The 20,044-nt window shown below is 54.4% G+C and carries 17 protein-coding genes; 7 read left to right on the top strand and 10 right to left on the bottom strand.

Annotated elements, in window-relative coordinates; translation table 11 throughout:
• Nucleotides 1-28: 28 nt before the first annotated feature.
• Both D3A97_RS18180 and D3A97_RS18175 read right to left on the bottom strand, forming a co-directional pair.
• Nucleotides 29-1,585: an OmpP1/FadL family transporter gene (locus D3A97_RS18180; RefSeq protein ID WP_119079942.1), complete on the bottom strand. Its 1,557-nt coding sequence runs from the start codon at nucleotides 1,583-1,585 to the stop codon at nucleotides 29-31.
• 183 nt (nucleotides 1,586-1,768) lie between these two features.
• Complete coding sequence (locus tag D3A97_RS18175) at nucleotides 1,769-2,641, bottom strand: hypothetical protein (protein ID WP_119079941.1); 873 nt, start codon at nucleotides 2,639-2,641, stop codon at nucleotides 1,769-1,771.
• 486 nt (nucleotides 2,642-3,127) lie between these two features.
• On the opposite strand from D3A97_RS18175, the gene proS reads away from it, so the two are divergent.
• The 3 genes from proS to D3A97_RS18160 are packed head-to-tail and all read left to right on the top strand — an operon-like array spanning nucleotide 3,128 to nucleotide 8,332.
• A complete protein-coding gene (gene proS / locus D3A97_RS18170) occupies nucleotides 3,128-4,603 on the top strand; it encodes a proline--tRNA ligase (protein WP_119079940.1) in 1,476 nt (491 codons plus the stop codon).
• Nucleotides 4,604-4,634: 31 nt separating this feature from the next.
• Nucleotides 4,635-7,574: a sensor histidine kinase gene (locus D3A97_RS18165; RefSeq protein ID WP_119079939.1), complete on the top strand. Its 2,940-nt coding sequence runs from the start codon at nucleotides 4,635-4,637 to the stop codon at nucleotides 7,572-7,574.
• Nucleotides 7,571-8,332 (top strand): LytR/AlgR family response regulator transcription factor, encoded by a 762-nt coding sequence (locus tag D3A97_RS18160; protein ID WP_119079938.1) that lies wholly within the window; start codon nucleotides 7,571-7,573, stop codon nucleotides 8,330-8,332. Before D3A97_RS18165 ends, D3A97_RS18160 begins: the two co-directional genes overlap by 4 nt.
• Before the next feature lie 303 nt (nucleotides 8,333-8,635).
• Here D3A97_RS18160 and D3A97_RS18155 read toward each other — a convergent pair whose 3' ends face one another.
• Nucleotides 8,636-10,186 carry a trypsin-like peptidase domain-containing protein gene (locus D3A97_RS18155; RefSeq protein ID WP_119080172.1) on the bottom strand — a complete coding sequence of 517 codons (1,551 nt, stop codon included), beginning with the start codon at nucleotides 10,184-10,186 and terminating at the stop codon, nucleotides 8,636-8,638.
• Nucleotides 10,187-10,541: 355 nt separating this feature from the next.
• Complete coding sequence (locus D3A97_RS18150) at nucleotides 10,542-11,561, bottom strand: acyl-CoA reductase (protein WP_119080171.1); 1,020 nt, start codon at nucleotides 11,559-11,561, stop codon at nucleotides 10,542-10,544.
• A gap of 130 nt (nucleotides 11,562-11,691) precedes the next feature.
• On the opposite strand from D3A97_RS18150, the gene D3A97_RS18145 reads away from it, so the two are divergent.
• From D3A97_RS18145 to D3A97_RS18130, 4 genes are all read left to right on the top strand, one after another.
• Complete coding sequence (locus D3A97_RS18145; RefSeq protein WP_119079937.1) at nucleotides 11,692-12,039, top strand: 4Fe-4S dicluster domain-containing protein; 348 nt, start codon at nucleotides 11,692-11,694, stop codon at nucleotides 12,037-12,039.
• A gap of 104 nt (nucleotides 12,040-12,143) precedes the next feature.
• Nucleotides 12,144-13,136, top strand: a complete 993-nt coding sequence (locus D3A97_RS18140; protein ID WP_119079936.1) for a D-alanine--D-alanine ligase — start codon at nucleotides 12,144-12,146, stop codon at nucleotides 13,134-13,136.
• A 15-nt stretch (nucleotides 13,137-13,151) separates the two neighbouring features.
• Nucleotides 13,152-13,991, top strand: a complete 840-nt coding sequence (locus D3A97_RS18135; protein ID WP_119079935.1) for a PASTA domain-containing protein — start codon at nucleotides 13,152-13,154, stop codon at nucleotides 13,989-13,991.
• Between the two features lie 31 nt (nucleotides 13,992-14,022).
• On the top strand, nucleotides 14,023-14,331 hold the full coding sequence (locus D3A97_RS18130) for a rhodanese-like domain-containing protein (RefSeq protein WP_119079934.1): 309 nt from the start codon (nucleotides 14,023-14,025) through the stop codon (nucleotides 14,329-14,331).
• A gap of 121 nt (nucleotides 14,332-14,452) precedes the next feature.
• Here the strand turns inward: D3A97_RS18130 and D3A97_RS18125 are convergent, their stop codons facing one another.
• From D3A97_RS18125 to D3A97_RS18100, 6 genes are all read right to left on the bottom strand, one after another.
• Nucleotides 14,453-14,848 carry a RidA family protein gene (locus D3A97_RS18125; protein ID WP_119079933.1) on the bottom strand — a complete coding sequence of 132 codons (396 nt, stop codon included), beginning with the start codon at nucleotides 14,846-14,848 and terminating at the stop codon, nucleotides 14,453-14,455.
• Nucleotides 14,849-14,862: 14 nt separating this feature from the next.
• Nucleotides 14,863-16,053 carry a hypothetical protein gene (locus tag D3A97_RS18120; protein WP_119079932.1) on the bottom strand — a complete coding sequence of 397 codons (1,191 nt, stop codon included), beginning with the start codon at nucleotides 16,051-16,053 and terminating at the stop codon, nucleotides 14,863-14,865.
• A 13-nt stretch (nucleotides 16,054-16,066) separates the two neighbouring features.
• Nucleotides 16,067-16,888, bottom strand: coding sequence for a type 1 glutamine amidotransferase (locus tag D3A97_RS18115; RefSeq protein WP_119079931.1), 822 nt, complete (start codon nucleotides 16,886-16,888; stop codon nucleotides 16,067-16,069).
• 9 nt (nucleotides 16,889-16,897) lie between these two features.
• Nucleotides 16,898-17,998 carry a carboxylate-amine ligase gene (locus D3A97_RS18110; protein ID WP_119079930.1) on the bottom strand — a complete coding sequence of 367 codons (1,101 nt, stop codon included), beginning with the start codon at nucleotides 17,996-17,998 and terminating at the stop codon, nucleotides 16,898-16,900.
• A gap of 161 nt (nucleotides 17,999-18,159) precedes the next feature.
• Nucleotides 18,160-19,122, bottom strand: coding sequence for an ATP-grasp domain-containing protein (locus D3A97_RS18105; RefSeq protein ID WP_119079929.1), 963 nt, complete (start codon nucleotides 19,120-19,122; stop codon nucleotides 18,160-18,162).
• A gap of 169 nt (nucleotides 19,123-19,291) precedes the next feature.
• Nucleotides 19,292-20,002: an esterase family protein gene (locus D3A97_RS18100; protein ID WP_119080170.1), complete on the bottom strand. Its 711-nt coding sequence runs from the start codon at nucleotides 20,000-20,002 to the stop codon at nucleotides 19,292-19,294.
• Nucleotides 20,003-20,044: the final 42 nt, after the last annotated feature.

Below are 20,044 nucleotides of genomic sequence, written 5' to 3'. Positions count from 1 at the left end.
TTCCTCTTTGTATCCGGAATTTATATGATCAGAACTTGAACCCTACGGTGGCCATCACCGCGCCGCCAGACATGTCTATGGTAGCGGGCGCAACGGCTGCGTCGCGCAGGTAGTATGGCTGGTAAGCCTCTTTGGCCAGGGTATGTACATACGTGAGGTCTGCAAAGAAACCCCTGTTGCGGTAACCCACACCGCCGCTGATCTTTTTGATGCTGGCGTCTACAGTGGAGTTCTCGTAGGGATCGCCATAGTAGGCAAAACCGGCGCGTACGGCCAGTACGGTGAATTTCATTTCACCACCCACGCGAACGTTGACGGTGCTTTTATACATGTTTTCAATGGACTGGTTCAAACGGTCAGCAAACTCACGGTCTGAAGCGGCCCCTTTGTTGAACTTGTATTTGGCCGCGGCGTAGTTCACATATTCCACATCGGCGGTAATGAAGCCGTGTTGCTGGCTTACGTCCGCATTGGTGCCGAAAATGTAAGACACGCTGCCCAGCGCGCGCCACGGCGTTTTCAGGTTGTACTCATACTCCACGGGGTAGCCGTCTAACAGCTCCTCCGTATCCTGCCAGCGCTCGCTCCGCCCGTCTGGCTGGTAACCTTCGGTATCTACCTGCACCCGGGCGGTAGACTGGTCTCTCATGGAGTACCAGGTGGGCGTATGGAAAGCCGCGCCTATGCGCAGGCTCGGCATGGGCGCGTAAATGGCCCCCAGCTTGGCGTTGAAGCCTACCGCGTCTGTTTTCAGGTGCTCGGTATGTTCAAAGTAGGAAAAGTCGTTGTTGGTATCGCCGGAGAGGTCGTCTTCCGCAAAGGTGCGGGTACGCTCGTAGCGGAGGGTAGGGAAGTTGAGGGAAGCGCCCATATACCACTGGTCGTTGTAATTACCGCCCAGCGCCAGGGAGAACTCGTTCTGCCCGCCTTTTTCCTTTATGATGGCCTGCTGCTGAATGCCGGCCGCGCCAATCGGTACACCGGAAAAATACTCGGTAAGGTTGCCGTTGGGATCAAGCTCGGCGTCTATCAGGTAGGTGTTCAGCGCAAGGCTGGCGCCCAGGGGATAGTCTATGGTGGCATTATCGAACGGGATAGGATTGCCGTTGTTGTTCAGGTCTTGCACCCAGCGGTCCGTATAGCTGGTGGTGGTGTTCACGCCATTGAGCCGGAAGGTGTTGTTAAAGTCCGCCAGGCGGTTATAGTCCAGCGAGAACGCCAGGTTGCGCCATTTGCTGTTGTTCTTTTGCGTGGGTATGCCAAACACGATGCCGGCGTTGCCCAGCATGGCGCCTGATTTGCTTTCGTCCGCATTGCTGCCGAGGTAGCTGGCGCTGTTGTTGCGGAAATAAAAACCGGGCGTAAAAACCACTTCACTCGTTTTGAAAAAGCCGATGCCGGCCGGGTTGACGTGAGCGGCGGTAACATCGCCCCCCAGAGAACCAGCCGCCCCACCAATGGCCTGCGTACGGGCTGTACCGCCTGTGGTCAGGCGGCTGTAGCGCAAGGCGTCTCCCTCATCCTGCGCCCATCCATGGGCAGATACACCAAGGGCTATCAAAAGAAATGTGATCCTTTTATTCATCTGGTAACAATTTATTTTTCAGAGGTCTGACAGGATACCAGCTAACCTGGTCCCATCTTTCAAAAGTATGGTGAGAAATAGCATGTTTTCGCTGCAAGGGCATAGGATTAGGATATAAAAGAGAATGATCAATCACGGAAGGCCGTTGTGCCTCTCCGCAATTGATCATTCAATGCGTATTGATCAGCCGCCACGGGGACGGAATGTTCTTGCCGGTGCGCTGTTGTTGCCGCTGTTGTTAGACGGAGAACTGCTCGGATAAGACCGGGCCGGCGCGCTGCTGCGCTCGGGTGCCCTGTAAGTAGGTTCGCTCCTTACGGGCGCGCTGCGCTGCGGTACGCTTCTGCGTTCGTAGCTGCGGTTGTTGGTCGGCTGTGAAACGGGCCGTTCTGAGTTGGAGCGCTGGAATACCCTTCTGTTGCTCGGTTGTGTGGCCGGGCGTTCGGAAGAAGACCTGTCAAACACTCTCCTCGGAGCGCTGCTGCCGTTGTTGGGCGTGGTAGTGGGCGTGCCGCCGCGGTCAAACACCCTTCTGGGCGCTGCGCCGCTGGTGCTGCGGTTGCCGGTATTCACGTTGCCGGAATTGTTGAACACCCTGGAGGATGAAGAACCTCTCGGGCCCCATGAGTTGGACGGGCGTGAAGAATAATGGCCGCCCCATACAGGGTAACCCCATCCGCCGCCATGCCATCCGCTGCCATACCAGCCGCTTCCATACCATCCGCCGCCATACCAGGGGCTGTACCACGGGTTGTGATAACCATACCAGGGGCTGTACATGCCGCCCCAGCGGTAGGGATTGTAACCCCAGCCAAAGCCGATGCCGAAGGACGGGCCCCAGAAAGAAGAACCCCATCCACCGCCCCAGCGGCTTCCGTAATAATTGTTGATGTAAACGTTCGGACTGCCGTAAAAGTCATCGTAATAATAACCATCCCAGTAGTTGCCGCGGTAGCCCCTGCTGAAATTGTCGATACGGCGGGCGTAATCATAACGCTCCTCATCGTCCTGATAAGTTACATACGTGTCGCCATTGTCATCATACGTCTCTTCCACTATGTCGCTTCGCGTATTACTGGCAGTGTTACTGGCATACACGGTCTGTTGTCTCGCCGGAGAGTGATATACATCATCCGGCGTTTGTGCGGTTTGATATGCCGATGAACAGCTGCTTAACACAAGCACGGCAGCCACGGCACTATATATCATAGGTCTCATCTGGTGATATTTGATTAACAATGTAAATTTACTCAATTTAAACGAATTTTGTCGTTGAAGAATGGGCCGCGCACCAACCGTTTTATTATCTTCGCACACCCGGTTAAAATATTCATCTGTTTCAGCGCAGGTACGTGGCAAATTCCGTATTATTATATAAACAAATATTACGCCAATAAATTGTGTCAGAAGCGCCGGAAATGCAGGGTTTCTGCTGAATGGCCACTGAAACGGATAAACGGAAAAAACGCCGCATTAACCGCCTGTAAGGGAAGCAGTTGAAGACACGGAGAACCGGGTAAACGGTAAAAGAAAAAAACTTATATGAGCAAAGAGATTACAGCCCGGTCGGCAGACTATGCGCAATGGTACAATGACCTCGTTTTGAAAGGCGGACTGGCGGACTATTCCGCCGTGCGCGGCTGCATGGTGATCAAGCCCTATGGCTTTGCCCTCTGGGAGAACATGCGCGATGTGCTGGACAGGATGTTTAAGGATACAGGCCACCAGAACGCGTATTTCCCGCTTTTCATCCCCAAGAGCTTTCTCAGCAAAGAAGCCGCCCACGTGGAAGGTTTTGCCAAGGAATGCGCCGTGGTAACCCATTACCGCCTCAAGAACGACCCCAATGGCGGCGGCGTGATCGTAGACCCCGAGGCCAAACTGGAAGAAGAGCTGATCGTACGCCCCACTTCTGAAACAATTATCTGGAATACGTATAAAGACTGGATACAGTCTTACCGGGACCTGCCCCTGCTCGTAAACCAGTGGGCCAATGTGGTGCGCTGGGAAATGCGCACCCGCCTCTTTCTCCGCACCGCGGAATTTCTCTGGCAGGAAGGGCACACCGCCCACGCCACGCCAGACGAGGCCGTGGAGGAAACCCGCCGCATGCTGGACGTGTACGCCGATTTTGTGGAGAATTATATGGCCCTGCCCGTGGTGAAAGGGGTGAAATCCGCCTCCGAACGCTTTGCCGGCGCTGTAGACACCTATTGCATTGAAGCGCTCATGCAGGATGGCAAGGCCCTGCAGGCCGGTACCTCCCACTTCCTGGGGCAGAATTTTGCCAAAGCCTTTGATGTTCAGTTCTCTAACAAGGATAATAAACTTGAATATGTATGGGCTACCTCCTGGGGCGTGTCTACCCGCCTGATAGGCGCCCTCGTTATGGCGCACAGTGACGACGACGGTTTGATACTACCGCCCCGCATTGCGCCGTTACAGGTGGTAATTGTGCCCATTTACAAGGGAGCGGACCAGAAAGCTCCCATAGATGAGAAAGTGAACGCCATTGTGAAAGAGCTGAAAGCGGCCGGTGTAAGGGTGAAGTATGACGATTCGGACAATGCCCGCCCCGGCTGGAAGTTTGCCGAATATGAAATGAAAGGCGTGCCCGTACGCATCGCCATCGGCTCCCGGGACCTGGAGAATAATGTGGCGGAAGTAGCCCGGCGGGACACCCGGACCAAAGAAAGCATGTCGCTGGACGGCCTGGCTGCCAATGTGACAGCCCTGCTGGAAGAAATCCAGCAAAACCTTTACAATAAAGCCCTGGCGTACAGGAACGAACATATTACCCCGGCAGGCACCTGGGAAGACTTTGAGCGGCTGCTGGATGAAAAAGGCGGGTTTGTTTCGGCCCACTGGGACGGTACCCCCGAAACAGAGGCTGCCATCAAGGAAAAGACAAAGGCCACTATTCGCTGTATCCCTTTGAACAATCCGCAGGAGGCAGGCGTTTGCATACTTACAGGCAAACCCTCCAGAGAAAGGGTATTGTTTGCAAGGGCTTATTGATTTAAAGCATAACTACAGACATGCACCGTTGATGCGAGCCATCCGTTACATAATATTCCTGCTCCTGGGCCTTGGAGCGTACGGTACCGTGCGCGCGCAAGGCCTGGTGATCCGCAATTATAATGTAAAGGATGGGCTTGCCAACGCTACCGTATACGGCGCCGTGCAAGACCCGGAAGGCTTCATCTGGTTTGCCACTCCCACCGGCGTGAGCAAGTTTGACGGCCGGCGCTTCCGCAACTACACCAAAAAAGACGGCCTTACAGACAATGACGTGATCAAGCTGGCCGCAGACTCCCGCGGCAGGGTGTGGTTCTTCACCAACAACGGCAAACCTTCCTTCTACTACCGGCATACGCTGCATAACGAAGACAATGATACCAGCCTGCGGTTCAACAGCCGCAGCCATTACATGCAGTACGCCTTTGAAGACAGGGCGCGCGCCGTATGGTTCCTCAACACCGCCGGCCGCATTGTACAGTATAACAGCCGCCAGCTCATTTATGACAAGCTGGGCGCCAAACAGGCCGATGTGCTCTGGCTGCTGAGTAAAGACAGCATCTTCAGGCCCCTGCAGCGGTATTTTAACCTGCAGGGCATCAAAGACAGCAATAACCGTAACCAGAAGATCTTCCTCACGCCGCCCTACCCGGTCTCTGACCCGGAGTTTGCGGACCGTATCCGCAAATATCCCATACTGCTCAGTGAGAACGTGGCTTATTCCTATACCTCCGGAGAGGTCATTCCCTTTCTCAAGGGCGCGGAATGGGGCATCCATGAGGAAATGAGCAGCATCTGCACAGACCGTAACAACCTCTGGATAGGCACCCAGCGTGCCCTCTATTACATCCGTGACTATTTCAAAGGAGAGCGGAAAGTTAGTAAATTGCTTGATAACCACTACATTACGGGCATCCTGAACGACCGGGACGGCAATATCTGGATCACCACCTACGGTGACGGGGTATACCACATCCCGTTCAAGCATTTTTATTTCGGCTACCTGGACAATACCAACGGCCTCTATTCCCACTCCGTGTACAGCGTGTTCAAAGACCGGCGCAACGGCCTGCTCTACATCGGGGAAAACGCCGGTATGCTCAATACCATGGACCGCAACGGCGCTATCTCCCGCCTTTCGATGGATTCCACCATTGGCCGCAACAGCGTGTTCGGCATTTTGCCGCTGCCCAAAGGGGAAGAGGTAGTGATCGGCACAGAAAACGGCGTTTACGAATATGTTCCCGGCACCCGCCGGCTGCGCCTGCTCTACACCATGCGCGGTATCAAAGACATGGACATTACCCCTTCGGGCAAGGTGCTGGTGGTGAGCCGCAACCGGCTGCTCAACGGGCTGGAAGGGAAGAACGTAACAGACCTCAGCGGCCTGGAAACCCTGGTGTCTTCCGTATCCTGCATCGGGGACTCGGCGTATTACCTGGGTACCGGCGGTGGACTGTATTTCAGCAAAGACGGGGGGCCGCCCGAGCCGGTTTTGGGAGACCCACGGCTGGGCCTGAGCATCAAAGACCTGCAGTGGATCAACGGCTACCTGTGGGTAGGCACCAGCGATGAGGGCATTCTTGTATTGAAAGACAACCAGGTAGTGCGGCATTTCCGCACCACCGACAACCTGGTGAGCGATATCTGCCAGCAGTTGTACTACGACGGCAAAGACCGGCTGTATGTAGCCACTAACCGGGGCATGTCTGTTATAGACGCCCGGGAAAAAGTGCTGGTACGCAACATCACCTCTAATGACGGGCTGATGAGTGACGACATCCGGGGCCTCTGCCATTACGGGGATACCCTGTACGTAGCCACCTCCAACGGCCTCTGTTATTTTTCCGGGGACCACATCCCCGTAGATACCGTGCCGCCCACGGTATACCTCAACGCCATCCGCTACGCAGACAGCACGTTCCCGCCCAAATCGTACTTTTCCCATCTTTACCAGCGCCGGGGCGCGCTGGAGGTGGAGTTTGGCGCCATTGCCTTTGACCTGCCGGAACTGGTGGAGTACCAGTACAATTTTTCGGGAGACACTACCTCCGGCTGGGTAACCACCATGAGCAACATAGTGCCGTACCCCCGCCTGCTGCCGGGAGACTATACCCTGCTGTTCAGGGCACGCAAGTACAAAAGTGGCTGGAGCGCCCCCGTATCCCTGCGCATTTCCATCTTGCCGCAATGGTACCAGGAGTGGTGGGCGCGTGGCATCCTGGTATTGCTGGGGCTACTGGCTATATTGTTGATACTCAGGTATATAGTAGGCCGTATCAAGGGCGGGGAAAAACGGAAAACGGAATATAACCGCCGTATTGCTGAGCTGGAGGCCAAGGCCCTCACCAACCAGATGAACCCGCATTTCATTTTCAACTCCCTCAACTCCGTACAGCACCTGATACTGGAAAAGGAGGAAAAGCAGGCCCTCAACTTCCTGGCGGACTTTGCCACCCTGATGCGGCAGATGCTGAACAACTCCCGGAAGTCATATATTTCGCTGGAAGACGAGATCGCTTTCCTGACGCGGTACCTGGAGCTGGAAAAGATACGTTTTGCCAATTCTTTCGTATACAAGTTCGATCTGAGTACGGAATTGAAAGAATATACCGTTTACATTCCCCCCATGCTCATACAGCCCATTCTTGAAAATGCGGTGAAACACGGCCTGGCGCCCAAAAACGGCAGCGGGCACCTGCTGGTGCGGCTGGAAATGCATGGGGACCTGCTGTACTGCGCGGTAGATGATGACGGAATAGGCTGGGAACATGCCAACAACATCAAGAGCGGGAAGCTGGCCAAGCACGAATCAACGGCCCTTAGTGTTATTAAGGAAAGGCTCCAGATTATCAAATCTTTTAATGGAAGCGTTGGAAAGTTGGAAATTATTGATAAATTTAAGTCTGGATTCGGCAACAAGGAAGGAACCTTGGTTGAAATCCTGATCCCGATTGTAAAGATGTTATGAGTAATATAAAAGCTGCCATTGTAGACGACGAGGTCCGCAACATTCATATCCTGCGAAACATACTGGAGAATTACTGCAAGGATGTAAAAGTGATAGGAGAAGCGCAAAATATCCATGAGGCCGCTGAAATGATCAAGAATAACCCTATTGATGTATTGTTTCTGGATATTGAGATGCCCCCACATAACGGTTTTCAGTTACTGGAAATGTTCCCTGTCCTTAACTTTGAAGTAATTTTCATTACAGCGTTTCAGGAATATGCGCTTCAGGCCATAAAATTTGCGGCGTTAGACTACCTGCTCAAACCTATCAAGGTGAGCGAGGTGGAAGATGCATTGGAGAAAGTGAAGCGCAGTAAAAAAGGCCGCCTCAACGAACTGGCCTCCATCCTGAAGGATTATGTAAAAAATAATGATAATGCGTTCTCCAAGATCGTAATACCGGTGAACGACGGGTATAATGTAATTGACCTGAAAGATATTATCTACTGCGAAGCGTTTGACAGTTATACCAAAATACAGTTGATCAATAATGTATCCCACCTCATTTCCAAATCCCTCAAGGAGTACGAGGAAATGCTGTCTGACAAGGGCTTTTACCGCGTACACAAATCGTTCCTGATCAACATCCACCACATTGTAAAGATCATCAAGGGATTAGGTACCGCCGTGATCATGAGCGACCAGAAGAACATCCCTATTTCGTCCCGCAAAAAAGACGAGTTTTTCACCCAGCTCAAGGGTGTGATCAACCTTTAGTTACTTGCCTTTCGTGCCCGCCCGGGGCGCCCGTTTTATTTTCACCTATCTTTTATTACCGTTAACGGACTATTTTCCTGCGTTCACCAAATGACAAATTGCAATACCGGTTATAATCCTACATTAGAGTAGGGTTTTCATAGGATATATGGTCATTCCTGTAAGCCTTTTACTGTAATGGCCATAAAAAAAGCCCTCCGCCAGGAGGGCTTTTTCAATATATGCCGGTGTTAAAACAGGAAGGCCACCCGAGAAGCGGGCGGCCTTCAATCCTAACCTATAAAACCTATATGAAAACACATGTTAAAAGTCAACGCTGGTATGGGCGCTGCTGAGGTCCAGGTCGTAATACAGGATATTACCGTACTGGTCATTGGCGTTGAAACCTTCCAGCCGTACCTTGTCTTTTCCTTCAAGGGCCTTTTTCAGCACGTCTACGTTGGTCACTTTGGTAGCGCCGGCTTTCAGTATCACAAAATACGGCCGCATGTTGGTCTGTTTCTTGATCAGCCCGCTGTTGATATTGGTGACAATGACGCCGCCTTCTATCCCCATTTCTTTTGCGTACTTCGTATTGAGTGTTGAAAACTCGGCCCCCAGGTAGTCGAGTACACTTGGCTTTACAATGTCCGTATTCCCGTCGAGGTTCTTCAGAATTGCGTTGGCCGTGTACTCTTTGTTGTTGCGTAAATAGTTCACGCTCACTTTATCACCTGGTTTGTACCGGCCGATCTGCTCCATCAATTCCGGAATTGAGGAGGTTCTCACACCGTTTATCTTTGTAATAATATCTCCTTCCCTGATGCCTGCCGCGGCGGCTGCGCCGGTGGTAGGCACGTTCATCACCTTGATGCCTGCCATGTCTCTCGTCATGCCGGCGTCTTTCAGTTCCTGGTCAGACATCACGTTCGGGTTCATGTACTCAATGCCCAGGTAGGCGCGTTGTACGTTGCCGAACTTCATGAGGTCGTTCACGATCTTTTTCACCAGGTTCACGGGGATGGCGTAGGAATAACCTGCGTATGCGCCCGTGGGGGAGGCAATGGCGGAGTTGATGCCTATCAGCTCGCCCGCTGTATTGATCAGCGCGCCTCCGCTGTTGCCCTGGTTCACCGCCGCGTCTGTCTGTATAAAAGACTCTATGGCGGAGCGGCGGTTGCGGGTGTTGATGCCGATGGCGCGGCTTTTGGCGCTCACAATACCGGCGGTAACGGTGGTTTCCAGGTTCAGGGGATAACCTACCGCCAGCACCCACTGGCCTACCTGTACATCGTCTGAGTTACCGTACAGCAGGTACGGCAGGCCTTTGGCGTCTATCTTGATCACGGCCAGGTCTGTGTTCGGATCGGTACCGATCACTTTGGCCGTATAGCTTCTGTTGCTGCTGAGGGTCACGGAAATTTCGTCTGCATCGTCTACCACGTGGTTATTGGTCACAATAAACCCGTCGTCAGAGATCAGCACGCCCGAGCCGGAGGCCATCTGGCCGGGAGAATAATACCGGCGGCGGCTTCCTTCGTCCTCAAACTGGTCCCCGAAAAATTCTTCCAGCAGGCTCCTTCTTTTCTGGATGTTGCTGGGCAACTGCTTCGGGTTGATCTTTGTTTTTATATGCACCACCCCCGGCGTGCCTATTTTGGCGGCTTCCGTAAAGTCTGTAGGCGGGGTCAGGTTGCTGTTACCCGCGGTGCCCGGCATGTAACTGGTGTAGTTCACCGGTACTGTCATGGAACCATTCTGGAACGTGCCCTCCTGCCTGTGTTGGGGCTGAAAATATTTGCTGTAAACAAATATGCTCCCGAAGGCGGTGGCCGCGCTGATCAGAACAGTGGCCGCAACTTGCCTGAATTTCATATTTGTGATGGTTTTAAAGGTTATCGGGTAAAAATTTATCCGGGTGTTCCAGATCAATTTGTATGCCTGTTACTTACAAATTTAACCGTGAAACGGGATTAGAAGTTATAACATCGAAGTATTTAACAGATTTTTATACCAATCGTTAAAGCCGCCTTAAATGGCCCTTATATAAACGGTACAGGCACTGCCAAAAGTATTGGCGGTGCCTGTCAAGATAACAAAGAGGAATGACATTTTGTTAAAGCGGGCCGCAAGCTGGTGGCACCCGGCGGGGCATCAAGGCAACCGCCTCCTGTTAAAGCGGGGAGCAAGCTGGTGGCACCCGGCGGGGTATCAAGGCAACCGCCTCGTGTTAAAGCGAAGCGAAGAACGCCGCCGTATCTGCCCCGTCCGCATAATCTGTCAGCGAAGGCCGCTGCGCCTGCCCGAAAGGGATGGCGTCTGCGGCCACAAGGCATTGCAGGTAAGGGTTGGCCTTCAGCTGCTCCTCCAGCTCGCCGCGGTGGCGGTAGAAACCGTAATGCAGCACGCTGAGCGGGGAGAACAGGGATTCGCTCTCGTGCAGCAGCAGGCTGTTGTTGGTAAGATAGGGGGAGGAGTTGAGGAGGTAAAGGGCCAGGTTGTAATCGTAATTGTTCTTGTACTTGTGGTGCTCTGCCAGGTAGTCGTATTTTTCCAGCGCTTGTAGCAGCGGCGCAAAATCATACCCTTCCGGCACGTATACCTTGGTAACGTTGCGGCAGCCCAGCCCGAAGTAAAGCATCACATCATCTGCCAGCGCCTCCAGCTGCTGCGGCGTTTCGCTGCCGGTGAGCACGGCGGCGGAGGTACGGTTGCGGCGGATGATGTGGGGGTATTTGGCGAAGTAATAGGAAAAATACCGGGCGGAATTGTTGCTGCCGGTGGCAATATAGGCATCACAGTCTTTCAGTATTTCCTGCACGCTGGTGATCTCCGCCGCCTCCGGCGCCCATTCCGCCACTTTTTGCAGCAGGTGGGGCAGCAGTATATTGTCTTTCGAGGAAAGTTTGATCCGGATGGCATGGCCGCTGAGAAAACCCGTCAGCCAGTCGTGAAAGCCTACCAGCGGAATATTGCCGGCGGCCACAATGCCCACTTTTTTGGGAGCGGCCGGCTGCCCGAAGCCGGGGTATTGCGCCAGCCACTGCTCCAGCGCGGGGCGGCTGAGAAAGTACGTGCGGATGTTGTGGATGGCCAGGTTGATGAACCCGGGCGTGAACCAGCCGTTATGCTGGTACGCCAGTTGTTTGACCGTTTCCAGGCTTTCTCGCTCTTCTTCCGTGCCCCCGCCGCCCAGGTAAGCGCCCAGGCGCTCCAGTACGGCTATTTTCTGTGATATGTCTGTTTGCATGATGTTTGTCTTTTCCCGGCCCATTTTCACATTCAGAATGCTCCCGAAAATTATTTGAGTATTTAAATTGAAGATATTCTATTTTTGAAGCAAAATTAATGGCTTACATCCTAAACAAAAAGTTTACAACATGGCAATTAAGATAACAGACGAATGTATTAACTGCGGCGCGTGTGAACCGGAATGCCCGAACAATGCCATTTATGAAGGCGGTGTGGAATGGGCAATGGCGGACGGGACAACCGTAAAAGGCTCCTATACCCTGATGGACGGCTCTGAACTGGACGCTGACCAGCGGAACGCGCCCATAGCTGTGGATACTTATTATATTGTACCGAATAAATGCACGGAATGCCAGGGTTTTCATGAAGAACCGCAATGTGCGGCCGTATGCCCGGTAGATTGCTGCGTGCCTGACGAAATGTACCAGGAAACGGTAGACGAGCTGATGGCCAAGAAAGCCAAGCTGCACCTGTAATCCTCATAAAAAGTTAAAAATTGCTATAAGTGAAAAGGAAGGGCCGGCAATTGTTGGCTCTTCCTTTTTAATTTTTTACTTTTCCGGTCATTTTATAAACCCTTATGAAGAAAAACATTGCCCTGGTAGCCGGCGGTTATTCCGGCGAGTACGTGATCTCGGTGCAAAGTGCCGCCGTGATCGAAAAAAACATCGACCCTGCCCTGTACAACGTGTACAAGATCGTCATTACCAGGGAAAACTGGCAGTATACCGCGCCGGACGGCGGGGTACATGAAGTAGATAAAAACGACTTCAGCCTGCTCCTGGACGGCAAAAAGGTAACGTTCAACGCCGTTTTTATCGGTATTCACGGTACGCCGGGAGAAGACGGGCGCCTGCAGGGCTATTTTGAAATGCTGGGCATCCCCTATACCAGCTGCGGCATGGTCACCTCCGCGCTTACCTTCAACAAAAGCTATTGCAACAAGGTGGTGGCCGCCCTTAACGTGGTGAACGTGAGCCGTTCCGCGCATATCTTCCGGGACAAGCCCTACGATGTTAAAGACATCCTGCAGCAGCTGCGCCTGCCGGTATTTGTGAAACCGGCGGAAGGGGGCAGCAGCATCGGCATGAGCAAGGTGAACAAGCCGGAAGAGCTGCAGCCGGCCATTGAAAAGGCGTTTAAGGAAGATAACCAGATACTCATAGAAGAGTTCATCAAAGGCACGGAAGTGACCTGCGGCATGTTTTACGCCGGGGGTAAACTGAACGTGCTGCCGCTCACGGAGATCCGCAGCACCAAGGAGTTTTTTGACTATGAGGCCAAATATACCCCGGGCATTACCAACGAGGTAACCCCGGCGGAGATACCCGAAGCTGCCGCCGCGCAGATACGCGCCGCCGGGCAGGAGCTGTACGTACGGCTCAACTGCCGGGGCATTGTGCGGGCAGACTTTATACTGGAAGAGGGCACGGGCCAGGTGTATTTCCTGGAAGTGAACACCATGCCGGGCCAGAGCGAGAGCAGCCTGGTGCCCCAGCAGGTGCGCGCGGCCGGTTTAACCCTGCAGGCGTTTTACGGCATGCTTCTTGAAGAATGCCTCAGCAAAAATTAAAAGGAATTATTATACATGAAACTATTCCAGAACATCACAAAACGCTCCTTCGGGTTTAACCTGCTTTTCATCCTGGGCGCGGTTGTGCTCGTATTTATCATCTTTTTCAGCTCGCTCGGTTTCCTGACCCGCCACGGGGAAGAGGTAACCGTGCCCGACGTAAGGGGCAAAACCATCGAGGACGCCTCCACGGCGCTGAAAAAGCTGGGTTTTGAAGTGGAAGTGCGGGACTCTATCTATATAGATACCATGCCTGCCCTGCTGATATATGAGCAAACCCCCGAGCGCGGCGATGTGGTGAAAGTGAACCGCACTATTTACCTCACGGTCAACAAAGTAGTACCGCCTATGGTGCCCATGCCTGACCTGGAGGGCCTGACCTACCGTTCCGCGGAAATGACGCTGCGGGCGCGCCGGCTCAACATAGGGGATACGATCTACAAGCCTGATTTTGCCACCAATACCGTACTGGAACAATTGCTGAACGGCAAGCCCATCAAACCCGGCAAGGAAATACCGGAGGGCAGCAACATTACGCTGGTATTGAGCAGCGGTACGGGCAGCATGGAGAACCCGGTGCCTGACCTGATCGGCGCCACCTATTTTGAGGCCCGTGAGATACTGGCGGCCAGCAACCTGAACGTGGGCACGGTGCTGATAGACGGCGGCGTCACAGATACTCTGGGCGCTTTCATCTTCAAACAAACGCCGGCCCGCCGCAATGCGCTGGGCGAGCTGAACCTGATACGCGCGGGAGAAAGCGTGGACCTCTGGCTAACGGCCACCAGACCGGTCAAAGACAGTACGGCCCTACCCCCGCCGGCGGCCCCTGTGCAGCCTGCGCCGGCAGAATAATTAATACTAACTTTGTAAAAATATTCGCAACATGGAAAATATCACTGCGGAAGAAGTTAAACAACGGCTGGACAAGGGCGAAGCCCTCCACCTGGTAGACGTGCGCGAACCGCACGAGAACGCCGAATTTAATATCGGCGGCATTCTGCTGCCCCTCGGAGACATCCGCGCCATGCAGACAGACGCAATTGAGGACCTGAAAGACGAAGAGGTGATCGTGTACTGCAAAAGCGGCAACCGCAGCGGGCAGGCCGCCATGCTGCTGGAGACCTACGGTTTTCAGAACGTGAAGAACCTTACCGGCGGCATGATGGGCTGGCAGCAGCAGTTTGGCCAGTAAGCCGTGGCGTATAAAACATTGGAAGGGCCGCTCCGGTTGGGGCGGCTTTTTTGTGCGCATAGGCGCCCATGGTGGAAGAGGCTGTATTAAACTCCGGCAAGCGGTGTTCCTGTGCCCGCCGTTACCCCTTCAGCGCCGGCACCACGGCTGTGGCCTCAATTTCCACCAGCAGCTTCGGGTCAATGAGGCGGCTCACCTCCACCATGGTGGTGGCGGGGCGGATGGCCTGGAAAAACTCCCCATGGGCGCGGCCGATCTCTTCCCATTTGGAAATATCGGTCACATACATGCGGGTGCGCACCACATCGTGCAGGGAAGCGCCGGCCTTTACCAGCACGGCCTCAATTTTGGCCAGGATGTGTTTCGTTTGTTCATAGGCGTTACCGGGGCCTATCACTTTCTCGCCATCTACCGAAACGGTGCCGGAAACCTCCACCACATTGCCAATGCGCACGGCCCTGGAATAGCCCACTTTGGATTCCCAGGGGGCGCCGGAACTGATGTTTAAGCGTTGCATATATTTCGGGTTGTTTATTCAAAGAAACAACTGCTGCCGCCCACCCAGTCCATATCACGGTTAAAGTTCACGCCTATCATCTTTCCCTTGCTCAACCGGGCCAGGTTATGCGCCAGTATGGGCGCGGGCGCATCATCCGGCCAGCAGTACATCAGCCTGATCTCGCATTTGGCCAGGCCGGTAGGGGTCTCTATGACGGGGGCGTAGTCTACTTTCTGTTGCAGTATCCAGTTTTCCGGGTCGGCAATGCGGTCAACGTCTTCCGGCGTGGGATCTATGATAACGCCCTGGCCCGCAAAAGAAAACAGGGGTTTGAGCACGTAGTGGTGGAGGTCTTGCGGCAGCACGGGTATTTCATGCAGGAACCAGGCCTTGGGGGCAAACGGCCCCTGGATGTGCGGCAGCAGGAACTTGCTGATGCGGTAATACCAGTTGGGATGGGTGGCCCATTCCACGTCCAGCTCATGCTGGAAGTTGACCATATCTCCCAGCAGGGCGCGGTTTTTCTCTATGTCTTCCGCTATCATGCGGTTATAGATGCGGCGTACGGGCAGCAGCTGGCCGTTGCGGCGGTAAAAGAGCTTTTTGCCGTCCTGCACCAGGTCTGATACGCAAACGGTGGGGATGCCCAGCATTTTTTCCGTGCATACAAAGTCTATGAGCGTTTTTTGCTGCTCGGGCAGCACTTCCAGCAATATGACGGAGGCGGGGTCGTGCCCGGCCAGGATGGTGCGGCGCAGCAGTGCCGTGTAGCCCTGCGTGTCCAGGCCGCTGCCAAAGTTGTTCATATCGGGCGGAACGTCCATATACCGGCGGTAGTGGCGGGCCAGCAGCTCCTGGAAGCCGAAGAGGCTGGGAAAGCCCTGCAGCTCAATGAGGCGGGGCGCCAGCTCGCCGTTCTCGTTGCGGGTAACGGCAAAATCTGTGATGATGAAATTGGGATGCGCATCTTCCCGCGGTACCAGCTGGTGTTTAGGGATAGCCGCTTCCGTTAGTTCCCGGAAGCCGGGCCGGGCAATGAGCGCGTTGATGGCGTTGCCCGCATCCAGCAGCTGCCGGTGAAGGGCCGCGGGTACGAACACCGGCGTTTCCGCCACCCTGAAATCCGGCGTAATGCCGGTTTCACCGGCGAGGCCCTGGAGCAGGGCGTTGTACCGTGCGGTGGAAAACTGTTTGTTATATGCCTGGCGTATGGAGGGAACCATAGAATATTTAGAATTAGGTGTACTGATATTCCCGCTGGTGCTGCAGGGCATCTTGCAGGAAGTTGGGCAGCAGCGTGTTGTGCGTGAGCGGTATTTTATCCGCCTCCATCAGCAGTTCCAGCATGCTGTTGTATTTTTCGGCGCCATGCTCCGCAATGACCCGCTGTTTTTTGGCCGGCAGCAGCAGGTGCTTGCGCATGCCCGGTGCGTCTGCCTCCGGGTGAAACTGGGTACCTATCATATAATCATTGAACCGGATGGCCATGGTGGCGCGCTCCAGCGGTACATGCGGCCGTTCCTTTTCTATAGCCAGTATGCTGGCGCCCATGGCGGCCAGCTTGTTTTCGTTGGGCTGCACTACCTGCCAGTTGCGGCTGTCTACAATATAAAACGGGTCAGGCAGGCCGTTGAAGAGCGGCTCTTCCATGCCTTCGGCCGTTTTGTGTACGGGAAACACGCCAAAAGCGGCGGATTTGCGGCGGCATACCTGGCCCAGCTCAAAATGCCGGCATACTACCTGGAAGGAATGGCAGATGAGGAACACATATTTTTTGCGTTTGCCGGGCGCTTCGTTCCAGGCCAGCACGCTGTTGAGCCATTGGAAATAGGCCGCTTCCCAGGCGCTGCCCGCACTGTCTACCGGGCTGCCGGGGCCGCCGGAGGAGATGTACACGTCGTAAGACAGGTCTGGCACCTTCTGCAGCCGGCGCACGTCAAACTCATTCATTTGCAGCGGTATCTGCTCTGTTTCCGCAAACTGTATCAGCAATTCGCGGATGCAGCGCATCCCTTCGTTCTGCACGCCTTCGTATAGGTCTAATACGGCTACCTTCATACTGCAAAATTACGCCAGAAACCGGGATTGTATGAAATCAGTTACGGAAACAAGGTCGGCCGTGTCTTCAAACACCTTCAGTTGCTTGTCTGCCCCGGTGCCTTCGGCCAGTATGCGGTGGGTACCGTCTACCGCGGCGGAGCGGGAGCCGAGGTCGTCCAGCACATCGTCCACAAAGTCCAGCAGCTCGTACACAAGGGCGCGGGTGTTCACTTCCATTTCTTTCCCGAAGTCTATCAGGTTGCCGTCTATACCGTACCGGGAGGCGCGCCATTTGTTTTCGTTCACCAGCGCGCGGTTGTAGATAATGAAGTTGAGGTTTTGCATGCGCAGCTTGTATATTTTGGCGCATACCGCCTGGAAAAGGGCGGCCAGGGTGATGGTTTCCTGTACGGTGAGGGGCACATCGCAAATGCGGAACTCTACCGTGTCAAAGAAGGGATGCACCCGGAGGTCCCACCATATTTTTTTGGCATTGTCTATACAATTGGTTTTTACCAGCAGTTTGATGTAGTTGTCATATTCTTCTATGCTGGCAAAATAGTCCGGTATGCCGGTACGGGGAAATTTGTCGAACACCTTGGTGCGGAAAGACTTGAAGCCGGTGTTGCGGCCTTCCCAGAAGGGGGAGTTGGTGCTGAGGGCAAAGATGTGGGGAAGGAAGTACCGTACGCTGTTGGCAATGTGCAGGGCCATTTCGCGGTTTTCCATGCCTACATGCACATGCAGCCCGAAGATGAGGTTGGAGCGGGCGGCGTCCTGCATTTCGTTCACCAGCTCAAAGTAGCGTGGGTGGTCTGTAATGAGCTGTTTTTCCCATTTGGAGAAGGGGTGGGTACCGGCGGCGCCTATACTGAAACCCAGGTCTCCCGCGATCTGGGTGATGGTTTTACGCAGCAGCAGCACGTCTGCCTGTGCTTCTTCAATGTTGGCGCAGATCTGGGTGCCTACTTCCACTACGGCCTGGTGCATTTCGGCCTTTACTTTGTCTTTGATCACTTTTTGCGCCTGCTCTACAATTTTCTGCTCGTGGGAGCGCAGCTCGCGGGTCTGGGGGTCCAGTACCATGTATTCTTCTTCAATTCCGAGGGTAAACGCTGAGAAATTCATGCAAGATCGTTTATGAAGGGCCTGTTTTTTCCTGTTTTTGAACGGTGAAGGTCGTATTTATTTACAAGTTTGGATGCGGTGCCTGTGTTGCCCGCGCCGTTTACCGTTGCCTGTGAAGTTCGCATTTATTTTGGTCTAAAGGTAGCGGGCAGCTGCGTAGCCTATTTGCGTGGCCGAACCGCACGTTTTCTGGCGCCCTTGCTAACAAATGTTCCCCAGGTAAGGTTGTCCCGCCCGAAGCGCTGGGTATGCGCGCGTTCTATGGCGTAGCGGGCCATGGTGTCTACCACCCATTCAAAATTTTCCTGGCCAACGGAGGCCGCGTCCGCATCCGGGGCGGGGTTGCAGAAGTCGATGGCATAGGGGGTGCCGTTGCGCACGGCCAGTTCTACCGTATTAAAATCATAGCCCAGCGCCCGGTTAAGGGTGAGGATGGAATGCTCCATAGCCGCCAGCAGCGCCGGAGAGGGGCGGAAGCCCGCGTTGTACCGCTCCGCGGGCGGGTTGCGGGGCTCGTAGGGCATAATATGCACATGCTGGCCGCCAATGCAGTAGCAGCGGTAGTATTCGTCAAACACAATTTCTTCCTGCAACATCATGGTTTCCCGGCCGGTTTGGGCGTGCTTGGCAAAAAAGTCTTCTTTGTCCGTTACGCGGTACACGTCTTTCCAGCCGCCGCCGGCGTAGGGTTTCATGTAAGCGGGGAAGCCGGTGAACTCGAAAATGGCATCCCAGTTCATGGGGTAGCGCAGGTTGCGGAAGGAGCGCCCGCTGGTATCTGGCGGCAGCTCAAAGCTGGGCAGCAGGGCGGTTTTGGGCACGGGCACGTCCAGGCTGAGGGCCAGGGCGTTGTTGAAGAACTTTTCGTCCGCGCTCCACCAGAAGGGGTTGTTGATCACGGCGGTGCCGGTGAGGGCGGCGTTTTTGAGCCAGGCGCGGTAAAAAGGCACATCGTGCGAGATCCTGTCTACGATCACGGCATATTCTCCCGGCTGGCCCTGGAGGGCCTGGTCTATCATTACAAATTCCGCGCAAACGCCGGGGCCGCAAAGGTGGTTGACCCGGTCTGTGAAGGCCTGGGGGAAGGAGTTTTCCTGTCCGAACAAAATTCCGATCTTTTTCATCCGGGTGAATGGTTGAAGGTGAAAAGGAATACGTTTAGTCAGTGTTATAGTGGCCGCGCAGTGTTCCGGCTGCGCCGGTGGCGCCTGCGTTGCAGTTAGCTGGTTTTGCGGCTTTGGCAGCGCCCTGTTCACGCGGCGGTGTGGCCATGTGGTGCGCGCCGCGCCTGCCTCACGGCTTCAGCAGCGACAAATAATGCGGCAGCATTTCCCGCCATACGGGCCAGTCGTGTACCGCATTGGGCCGCACGTCCAGCCAGTGTTGTATGCTTTTCTGGTGCAGAATGCCGGAAAACTGCTCGTTCTGCCCTCTGCTCACGTCTGTTTCGGCCGCGCCCAATACAATGCCCATGCGCCAAAGGTCGGGGTGGGCATTGTCCGGCATATAATCCATCGGGTTGTTGAAATACACGTTATCGTCATAATGACCGTCTGTACGGGAGCGAATGTCGAAGAGGCCGCTCATGGAAAAGAGGTAGGCCACCAGCTCAGGGTGGCGGAAGGCGAAGTTGGCGGCATGGTAGCCGCCGAAGCTGCACCCCGCCACGGCTACCCGCTGGTAACCCGTTTCGGCCACGGCGCGGGGCAACACTTCCTCCCGGATCAGTTCATCGTACAAAATATGATTGTGCGCCCTTTCAGCGGGATGTGCGTTTTTGTTGTACCAGGTGAGAATGTCCAGCCCGTCAGGACAATAGACCTTTACGAGCCCGTTGCGCACAAACCAGCCAACCGCCTCAATGAGGCCGCGGTCCTTACTTTCGTAATAACGGCCCATGGACGTGGGGAACAGGATGAGCGGAAAGCCGCCCTCGCCGAACACCAGCATTTCAAAATCGCGGCCTATGCGCGGGGAATGCCATTTATAGTAGTTTTCAGTCAACGGACAGGTTTTAGGTGATTGCTTTCCAGGTCCAGGATATGC

This window comes from Chitinophaga alhagiae (assembly GCF_003568665.1).
Classification (GTDB): Bacteria; Bacteroidota; Bacteroidia; order Chitinophagales; family Chitinophagaceae; genus Chitinophaga; species Chitinophaga alhagiae.
The sequence above is the reverse complement of the archived record's forward strand: the minus strand, read 5'-3'. Positions and strand labels throughout refer to the sequence as shown.

Coding starts and splice junctions, on each gene's coding strand:
- D3A97_RS18180 (WP_119079942.1), bottom strand. CDS start 1,585: ATGAATAAAAGGATCACATTTCTTTTGATAGCCCTTGGTGTATCTGCC.
- proS (WP_119079940.1), top strand. CDS start 3,128: ATGAGCAAAGAGATTACAGCCCGGTCGGCAGACTATGCGCAATGGTAC.
- D3A97_RS18165 (WP_119079939.1), top strand. CDS start 4,635: ATGCGAGCCATCCGTTACATAATATTCCTGCTCCTGGGCCTTGGAGCG.
- D3A97_RS18160 (WP_119079938.1), top strand. CDS start 7,571: ATGAGTAATATAAAAGCTGCCATTGTAGACGACGAGGTCCGCAACATT.
- D3A97_RS18155 (WP_119080172.1), bottom strand. CDS start 10,186: ATGAAATTCAGGCAAGTTGCGGCCACTGTTCTGATCAGCGCGGCCACC.
- D3A97_RS18150 (WP_119080171.1), bottom strand. CDS start 11,561: ATGCAAACAGACATATCACAGAAAATAGCCGTACTGGAGCGCCTGGGC.
- D3A97_RS18145 (WP_119079937.1), top strand. CDS start 11,692: ATGGCAATTAAGATAACAGACGAATGTATTAACTGCGGCGCGTGTGAA.
- D3A97_RS18140 (WP_119079936.1), top strand. CDS start 12,144: ATGAAGAAAAACATTGCCCTGGTAGCCGGCGGTTATTCCGGCGAGTAC.
- D3A97_RS18135 (WP_119079935.1), top strand. CDS start 13,152: ATGAAACTATTCCAGAACATCACAAAACGCTCCTTCGGGTTTAACCTG.
- D3A97_RS18130 (WP_119079934.1), top strand. CDS start 14,023: ATGGAAAATATCACTGCGGAAGAAGTTAAACAACGGCTGGACAAGGGC.
- D3A97_RS18125 (WP_119079933.1), bottom strand. CDS start 14,848: ATGCAACGCTTAAACATCAGTTCCGGCGCCCCCTGGGAATCCAAAGTG.
- D3A97_RS18120 (WP_119079932.1), bottom strand. CDS start 16,053: ATGGTTCCCTCCATACGCCAGGCATATAACAAACAGTTTTCCACCGCA.
- D3A97_RS18115 (WP_119079931.1), bottom strand. CDS start 16,888: ATGAAGGTAGCCGTATTAGACCTATACGAAGGCGTGCAGAACGAAGGG.
- D3A97_RS18110 (WP_119079930.1), bottom strand. CDS start 17,998: ATGAATTTCTCAGCGTTTACCCTCGGAATTGAAGAAGAATACATGGTA.
- D3A97_RS18105 (WP_119079929.1), bottom strand. CDS start 19,122: ATGAAAAAGATCGGAATTTTGTTCGGACAGGAAAACTCCTTCCCCCAG.